We start from the raw sequence: 7,975 nt of genomic DNA on the forward strand, positions 1-7,975 counted from the left end.
TGTGTTGCGTCGCTTGCGCTTCGACGCCAGCCCTTGCCGCTTCCCGCGCGCCGCCGTGCCCATGCTGGCGCCGGTTGACCGCAAGCAAATGAGTTGGTGGCGGCAAGAGGGAGTGAGGCTTGACCCGACACGCACCCAAGTCTTTCTGCGTGGCCGCTACGCATTGCTCGAGGCCTGTCGGCGCGCAGGGCTCGCGCCTGGTCGCACCTTGCTGGCCCCGAGCTACCACTGCCCGACCATGGTGGACCCGGCCCTGCGTCTGGGCGCTGACATCGCGCTCTACGCCTTGCGCCCCGATCTTGCCGTTGACTTGCCTGCACTCCAGGCTCTGCTGCAAAGCCGAGACCTGCGCGGCGGCTGTCTGCTGTTGACCCACTTCTTTGGCTTTGCCCAATCGCCCGAGCTGATGCAAGCGGTACGCGCCCTGTGCGAGACCCATCAACTCAGCTTGATCGAAGACTGCTCGCACTGCCTGGCACTGGGGCCCGGAGCACTGCCCGAAGGCATCGGCATGCACGGCGATTACGCGGTTTCCAGTCCCTACAAGTTCATCCCCGTGCCCGAGATGGGCCTGCTCTGGCCCCGCCCAGAGGGCCCGATCGCGGCAATCGTCGAAACGCCCCGCCCAGGCCGCCAGGGCTGGCGACAGGTGGCTCAGTTGCTGCGCGAGCTGGCGGCAGGTCCTGTACAGGCGCCGCGCTTTGTCGAGCCCGATCCGCAGTTGACCGCCGCGGCTGCGCCGGCCCGGGAATGGGAAGAAGATTGCGTCGGCATTTCCTCCCATTACCTCCCCACCGATGAAGGCAGCTACCAACTGCCCATCTCCAGCTTCATTCTGGCTCGCAGTGCCTTGGCCCCAGTGGCGGCTCGGCGGCGCGAGAACTTCCGCCGCTGGCTGAGCCTGTGCGCTGAGTTGCCCTGGCTCCGGCCCCTGCACGCAAGCCTGCCCGAAACCTGTGTGCCCTATATGTTTCCGGTGCTGCTAGAGGCGCCCGAGCTTCACTTTGCCCGACTCAAGCATGCCGGCCTGCCGATCTGGCGCTGGGATGATGAACTGGCCTCGGAATGCAGCACGGCCCGCCGCTATCGACTGGGCCTGCTGCACCTGCCCTGCCATCAAGGCTTGAGCGAAGCGCATTGGCACTGGATGAGCCGTACCTTGCATGCTTGCCTGTCGCGGCAAGGGGCCCGACCATGAGCGGCAGCTGGAGCTGTCACCCGCTTCGACATGCGCTCGGCGATTTCAGCGTGGAGTGGGATGAGCTGAACCGCCAAAGCTTCCGCGCCCACCCCATGCTCTGGAGCGGGTTCGTCAACCAATTGCTCAAGCACTTTGGAAACGGAAGCGAGTTGCTCTGCATCCGCCGCCAAGACGGCAAGGCCGATGCCATGCTGGTGCTGCGCCGCAGAGACTTCGGCACCTGGGCCACGTTTCTGCCAAGCCAGGCCCAAATCGCGCCGGCCTTGCTACCCGATCTGGCTGCGGCCCAAGACCTGCTGGCCCATCTGCCCGCTCCTGCCTGGGCCCTGGATCTGATGTGCATCGACACCGGATTCACCCAAACCGGTGGCCTCGAGGCCAACCCGCGCGCTGCCAGCCGCTCGCTTGAGCATGCCCGAACCATCGCCATTCCGATGACGGGCAGTTTCGAGAGCTACTGGGCTTCGCGGCACAAAAAACTCATCAGCAATATGCGCCGCTATGAGCGACGCACCCAGGAAGAGGGCTTGCAGCCAGATTTTCGGGTGGTCGATCAGGCGCAGGACATCGACGCGGCAGTGCTTCGTTATGCCGAGCTTGAATCACGCGGATGGAAAGGCAGCACGGGAACAGCCCTCAGCGCTGACAACCAGCAAGGCCACTTCTACCGCGAGATCATGCGAGAGTTTGCCCAGCTGGGCAAAGCGCTGGTGTTCGAGATGTGGTTCGGGGCCGATTTGGTCGCCTCGCGCCTGGTCATCCTGCGCAATGAATCGGTGGTTTTTCTCAAAACCACCTACGCCGAGGCCTATGCCAGACTTGCACCGGGAAGGATACTGCTGATGTTTGTCATTAGGAATCTGCACCAGCGCTATCCGGGGCGCCGAATTGAGTTCTACACCAATGCCGATCAGGATCTTTTGTCCTGGGGCAGCGAGTCTCGGCTCATCCTCCATTTCAGCCTGTATCGCCACGCCTTGATAGCCAGAACCTTCAGCGCCGCGCGCCAGATCAGGCGTTGCTTCACACCCAGCCTGCTCGACCCCAGCCTGCCCCAGGCAGAAGCCTCGCTGGAGTTCTACAAGCGGCCTACCGACTTCCCGGACGACGTGAAGGCCCTGATGGCCCAATCCGAACGCCAGTCTGCACAGTTCAGCTCGGATTGGTACCAGGTGCTGCTGGACACGGTGATGACGGCCGAAGACGCCCCCGGCTTTTACGTGCTGCGCCGTCAGGGCAAGGCGCTGATCGTGCTGCCGGTGCGCATGGAAATGGACCTGGCACCGCGCCATGGCCGGCTGGTGGCACTGGGCAATTACTACACCGCGTTGTACGCCCCGGTCCTGGCACCCGAGGCCCAGGTCACGGACATCACCCAGTTGTTCCGCATGATCTTGGCCGAACGACCCGAGATCTACGCCATGTACTTCGCGCCGCTCGATCGCGACTCGGATGCCTACCGCATGCTGGGCGAAGGCATGCGCCAGGCTGGACTCAAGACTCACCCATATTTTTGCTTTGGCAATTGGTTCCAGACCATCACGATCAGCGGTGATGCCTTTGTGGATCAGCTGAGCACCAGTCTGCGCGGCACAGTCCGACGCATGCGCAAGAAGCTGCTGCAAGAACAAGGGCGGCTTGAGGTGATCACTGACCCAGCCGACCTCGAGCGCGGCCTGGAGGCCTTTGCCTCGGTCTATGCGCGCAGCTGGAAGAAGCCCGAGCCCTACCCTGATTTCATCCCGAACCTGATGCGCCGTTGTGCCCAGCGCGGTTGGCTGCGCCTCGGCCTGGCCTGGCATGGCGACACCCCGATTGCCGCCCAGCTGTGGCTGTCGTCCCATGGTCGTGCCGACATCTACAAGGTGGCCTACGACGAAGAGTACAAGCGCTTTGCGCCCGGCAGTGTTCTGACCGCCGAGGTCATGAGGCATGTGATCGACATCGACCAGGTCAAGGAAGTCGACTACCTGATTGGCGACGACCCCTACAAGAAGCGCTGGCTCAGTCAGCGGCGCGAACGTTGGGGTTGGGTGGCCTACAACCCGAAGACCTGGCCCGGTCTCAAGCTCCATGTACGAGATCGCCTGGCCACGTGGCTGCGCCCCTGGCTGGCGCGCCTGCAACAGGCCTGGCAAAGACTACGCAAAGCTCCGGAAGATGCTGCAACGCAGACGACCAACCTCCCTGACAATGCTTGAATGCCCGCCATGCCCTCATCCAGCGTCACCCCACACCGCCGCCCTCACCGCGTTTTGATGGTCGCTGTGCTCTTGTGCCTGACGCTCCAGGCACCCGCGCACAGCGCAGAGCAAGGCAACTTCACGGCCGGAGAAATCGCCCTGCTGCCCGATTTTTGCCAAGACCGCCTGAATTACCCGGTCTACTCCTTTTCCCATCCCAAATGGGCGTACTGGGGCGCGCGGATGGGCGAGACCTTCAAGCATGTGCACCACTACTGCTGGGCCTTGGTCAGCCTGCGACGCGCCAGCATGACACCCAACAAGGAAAAACGTGCCCACTTGGTGACGACCGCGCTCAACGACCTGGAGTACGTCATCAACAATGCCTCGGCCGACTTCCGCCTGAAGCCTGAGGTGTACGCACGCATCGGCGACGCCGCTTTGCAGTTGGAGAACTTCAGCAAGGCCTTTGACGCCTACGACAACGCACGCCAGATCAAGCCAGGCTACCCGCCGGCCTACACCGGCTGGGCCGAGGTGCTGGTCAAGGCGGGTCAGAAGGATGCGGCACGCGAATTGATCGAAGAAGGGTTGCGCCACGCTCCGGATGCCCCGGAGTTGCGCAACTTCTACCGTCGCCTGGGCGGTGATCCGTCCAAGGTGACCCCCTACCCATCCCCAGCGGCGGCCTCGTCCGCGACGGCCGCCGATGCCACTGCCTCCGCGCCCAGCGGCTCTGCCAGCGACGCTGGTCGCAGCCGCTGACGTCGCCCCCGCCCATGGCCATGTCTGCCCACGAGATTGCGTTTTCCCGATGACAACTGTCCGTCGCTCCCTGGCTTACTCACTGGCCGACAACTATCTGGGCGTGGTGCTGCAATTGCTGAGCACCCTGGTCATTTCCCGGCTCTTGAATCCGACTGAGATCGGCATCTTTGCCGTCGCTGCGGTGCTGTCCAGCCTGGCCTCCACATTTCGGGACTTCGGCGTGGCTGAGTACCTGATCCAGGAGAAAGAGCTGACCGCGGACAAGATCCGGGCCTCGCTGGCTGCCAATATCGGCGTGTCTTGGCTGATGGCCGCTTTGCTTTTCTTCGGCAGCAGCTGGGTCGGAGACTTCTATCGCCAAGACGGAGTGACCGACGTTTTGCGGGTGCTTTCGCTGAACTTTCTGTTGGTGCCTTTTGGCGCCGTGACCATGGCCTGCTTCCGGCGCGACATGAACTACCGGCCGATCTTCCTGGTCAATATCAGCGCAAATATCGTCGGTTTCATCGTGGTCATGGCCTGTGCGCTGGGCGGCCTGGGCTATATGAGCATGGCCTGGTCCTCGCTGGCATCCATCGTCTGGACCGTGGCTTTGGCCAACTTCATGCGACCAGCCAGCATGCCCCGTTGGCCAGGGCTCAAGGGCATCGGCGAGGTCATCCGATTTGGCAAACAGGCCACGGGCATCTACTTGTTCTCACAAGCCGGCCGCAGCGCGCCGGAGGCCGTGATCGGACGTGTGCTCGATATGGCGGCCGTGGCCTTCTACAGCCGGGCCAATGGCTTGATGGAAATTTTCAACCGCACGGTCTTGCGCGCGGTCATGCCGATTTGCCTGCCCTACTTCGCCCGCGCGGCCCGCGCCGGCGAAGATGCCAAGACCGGCTATATCAAGGCCCTGGCCCTGTTGACCGGCATCGGCTGGCCCTTTTTTCTTTTCATCGGCTTGCTGGCCTATTCGGCCATCCGCATTCTTTACGGTTCGCAATGGCTGGACAGTGTGCCGCTGGCGCAAATCCTGTGCCTGGTGGCCGCGGCCGAACTGCCCTACTACCTGGCCGGTGAAATGCTGATTGCCCAGGGCCGCATCGACCTGGCGACCAAGCTGCAATTCGCCACTCAATGTTTCCGACTGGCCGCCTTGGCGTTGGTGATTCCATTCGGTCTGGTGGGAGCCTGCTGGGGTTTGCTGCTTGCCGCCTTGGCCACTGGCGCGCTGTCGCATGCCCTTTTGCACAAGATCGTTGGTTTCCGACTTCAACACCTGTTTGAAGCTTGCCGCAGCAGCGCCATGGTGGCGGTGCTGAGCTTCATTCCCGCATGGCTGCTGCTGCAGGCCGTGCCTTTGAATGCGGACAACTTCGTGCGCCTGCTGCTGGCCGCAGCAGGCCTATCCGTCCCGGTCTGGCTGCTGGCGATTCGCGCGTTCAAACACCCGCTATGGCTCGAATTCAGCACGCTGGGAGGGGCATTGGCCCAGAAACTCAAGCTGAGAAAGCACGCTGCCTGATGAGCTCGACCGCCCGTGCCGCCGCTGCACCGACACGCCTGGACCAGGTCGACGCCCTGCGCGGCCTGGCCGCACTGGCGGTGGTGTTCTTTCACTACACCACCCAGCATCAAAAGCTGTTTACTCCAGCCACCGCGGCAAGCTTTTCAGTGCCATGGGGTCATCTGGGCGTCAATCTGTTCTTCATCATCAGCGGCTTCGTCATCTTCATGACTCTGGACCGTTGCCGTCAGCCCATGGATTTCGTGGTCTCGCGCTTCAGCCGCTTGTTTCCGTCCTATTGGCTGGCGATTGCCCTGACATTCACCGTGGTCAGCATCTTCGGCTTGCCCGGCAAAGAGGTCAGCGCCTGGCAGGCTGCGGCCAATGTCGTCATGTTGCACGGCTTCGCCCACATTCCGCATGTCGACGGCGTCTACTGGACGCTAGAGGTGGAGATGTTGTTCTACATCGCCATGTTCACCTTGTACCGGGTCGGACAGTTGCCAGCCGTGCACCGGGCCATCGCAGTGCTGCTTTCGATCAAGCTGGTGTACCTGGGATGCGCGCAGTTCCTGAGCATCGATCTGCCCTGGATCCTTCATCGCGCCCTGTTCCTGGGCACGGCGCCTTGGTTCGCATTGGGCATCTGCGTGCGCCAGCTGACCCAACTGGCTGAACCGACGGCCACTCCTGCACCGGCCCTGAAGCGCAGCATTGCCATCTCGGTGCTGCTGGCCCTGCTGACCATCGCCTGGGGCGAAGGTTGGCACATGGCTGTGCTGGCCGCCAGTTTGACGCTGGTGGTCCATGCAGCGGCCTTGGGGCGCTTGCCCATGTTGCGCCTGCGTCTGCTGGGCTGGCTGGGCGCCATTTCCTATCCGCTCTATCTGCTGCACGAGAACATCGGCTGGGTGTTGATGAACCAGTTGCTCGCCCGCGGCATGCCCATCGATGTGGTCGTGGCCCTGGCCCTGCTCTTCAGCCTGGCATTGGCCCACCTGGTCACCCAATGGGTTGAGCGCCCAGCCATGGCCGCCATTCGGCGCCGCTGGGCGCAAAGGCAGCAAGGGCACACAGCCTCACCTCGCTCCGTCTGAATTTGCACTTGAAGCCCTCAACCGTTGACCTCGCGGTCGAACAAGGCGCGCGGGACATCCAGAACTCGCGGCCTCGCCAGCCCAAATCAGTGTGGGCCGCTGGTCTGCTGATCCTCCTGGCCCTGATCGCCCTGTGCGCCAGCTTAGCTCTTCAATGGCTGAAGCAAAGCCGGCGTGACGCTTGGCTGAACAGCGAACTGATGGGTCGGGCACAGCCAGCAGCCCACAGCCGACCTTGTGATGACGATCTCGGCGGCACGACGGCAGCTCCGCTCAAGCTGTTGATTCTTGGGCAATCCAATGCCGGCAACCATGGTCCGCAGCCCCCCCGTCAAGCCTTGCAGCCACGCTGGGTGCAAGTCCAACAAGGCTCACAATGCCTGTGGACCCAAGACCCCTTGCCAGGCGCCAGCGGCGATGGTCGCAGCATTTGGAGTCGCCTGCCGCAAGCCCTGCAACAACAAGGCTTGATGCGAACGCCCCAATTGGCGGTGATGGCGGTGCAATCCACCACCATCGAAGACTGGAGCCGTCCCAGCAGTCCTCTGAATCGGGCCTTGCAGCGGGAGCTTCACGCGCTGAAAGCGGCCGGCTGGGCCCCTGATCTGGTGCTCTGGCAACAAGGCGAAGCCGATGCCTTGGCGGGCACGACAAGCACCAACTATCAGCATGCCTGGCAACGGCTGCTCACCCAGTTGCAGGACGCGGGGATTCAAGCACCGGTCTTGCTGGCCCGCTCCACCCACTGCGAGTTCGATCCCAAGGCGAGCGCTGCCAGCCGGCGCGCGGGCGAGGGTCCGGTGGCGATCCGTGCGGCACTGCTGGCCTTGAGCAAAGCCCACGCCCAACTGCGCCTGGGACCGGATACAGACACATTGACCGACATCTCGCTGCGACGCGATGGCTGCCACTTTTCGGGCGCTGGCCAAGAGGCTGCGGCACAGCTCTGGGCCGAGTCCATTGCCGAAGCTCTCAAGCACTGAGGCGTAGCCCGCAAGCGCTTCACCTCACGCCAACGCATCAAGCCCCGCGAACACGCCAAGCACGTACCTCGCTCACCCGCCTGAATTGGACAAGCCCCCCATGAAATCACGCCTGCCACGCCGGGAGTTTGTGCAGTCCCTCCTCGGCCTGGGCGCGGCGCCCGTCCTCGGTACCGGGCTCACGGCTTGCGGTGGTGGGGGGGGGGGGGGGGGGGGGGGGGGGGAGGGGGAGGCAAGGACAGAAAAGACAA

The 7,975-nt window shown here is 63.3% G+C and carries 6 protein-coding genes; all 6 read left to right on the forward strand.

Annotated elements, in window-relative coordinates:
* Positions 1-88 precede the first annotated feature (88 nt).
* The 6 genes from AC1Q6P_RS12955 to AC1Q6P_RS12980 all read left to right on the forward strand — a co-directional run bounded on the left by AC1Q6P_RS12955 (position 89) and on the right by AC1Q6P_RS12980 (position 7,724).
* On the forward strand, positions 89-1,198 hold the full coding sequence (locus tag AC1Q6P_RS12955; RefSeq protein WP_492664194.1) for a DegT/DnrJ/EryC1/StrS family aminotransferase: 1,110 nt from the start codon (positions 89-91) through the stop codon (positions 1,196-1,198).
* Positions 1,195-3,402: a GNAT family N-acetyltransferase gene (locus AC1Q6P_RS12960; protein WP_492664177.1), complete on the forward strand. Its 2,208-nt coding sequence runs from the start codon at positions 1,195-1,197 to the stop codon at positions 3,400-3,402. Before AC1Q6P_RS12955 ends, AC1Q6P_RS12960 begins: the two co-directional genes overlap by 4 nt.
* A gap of 9 nt (positions 3,403-3,411) precedes the next feature.
* On the forward strand, positions 3,412-4,149 hold the full coding sequence (locus tag AC1Q6P_RS12965) for a tetratricopeptide repeat protein (protein WP_492664178.1): 738 nt from the start codon (positions 3,412-3,414) through the stop codon (positions 4,147-4,149).
* A gap of 49 nt (positions 4,150-4,198) precedes the next feature.
* Positions 4,199-5,662: a lipopolysaccharide biosynthesis protein gene (locus AC1Q6P_RS12970; RefSeq protein WP_492664179.1), complete on the forward strand. Its 1,464-nt coding sequence runs from the start codon at positions 4,199-4,201 to the stop codon at positions 5,660-5,662.
* Positions 5,662-6,741, forward strand: a complete 1,080-nt coding sequence (locus tag AC1Q6P_RS12975; RefSeq protein WP_492664180.1) for an acyltransferase family protein — start codon at positions 5,662-5,664, stop codon at positions 6,739-6,741. The genes AC1Q6P_RS12970 and AC1Q6P_RS12975 overlap by 1 nt, the downstream gene beginning before the upstream one ends.
* A gap of 200 nt (positions 6,742-6,941) precedes the next feature.
* Positions 6,942-7,724: a sialate O-acetylesterase gene (locus AC1Q6P_RS12980; protein WP_492664195.1), complete on the forward strand. Its 783-nt coding sequence runs from the start codon at positions 6,942-6,944 to the stop codon at positions 7,722-7,724.
* The last annotated feature ends 251 nt before the right edge of the window (positions 7,725-7,975 follow it).

The organism is Roseateles sp. GW835-FHT13E02, from assembly GCF_058794035.1.

Excerpts from the sequence above, each read along its gene's own strand:
- AC1Q6P_RS12975 (WP_492664180.1), top strand. The coding sequence starts at position 5,662 with ATGAGCTCGACCGCCCGTGCCGCCGCTGCACCGACACGCCTGGACCAG.
- AC1Q6P_RS12980 (WP_492664195.1), top strand. The coding sequence starts at position 6,942 with ATGGGTCGGGCACAGCCAGCAGCCCACAGCCGACCTTGTGATGACGAT.
- AC1Q6P_RS12955 (WP_492664194.1), top strand. The coding sequence starts at position 89 with ATGAGTTGGTGGCGGCAAGAGGGAGTGAGGCTTGACCCGACACGCACC.
- AC1Q6P_RS12960 (WP_492664177.1), top strand. The coding sequence starts at position 1,195 with ATGAGCGGCAGCTGGAGCTGTCACCCGCTTCGACATGCGCTCGGCGAT.
- AC1Q6P_RS12970 (WP_492664179.1), top strand. The coding sequence starts at position 4,199 with ATGACAACTGTCCGTCGCTCCCTGGCTTACTCACTGGCCGACAACTAT.
- AC1Q6P_RS12965 (WP_492664178.1), top strand. The coding sequence starts at position 3,412 with ATGCCCTCATCCAGCGTCACCCCACACCGCCGCCCTCACCGCGTTTTG.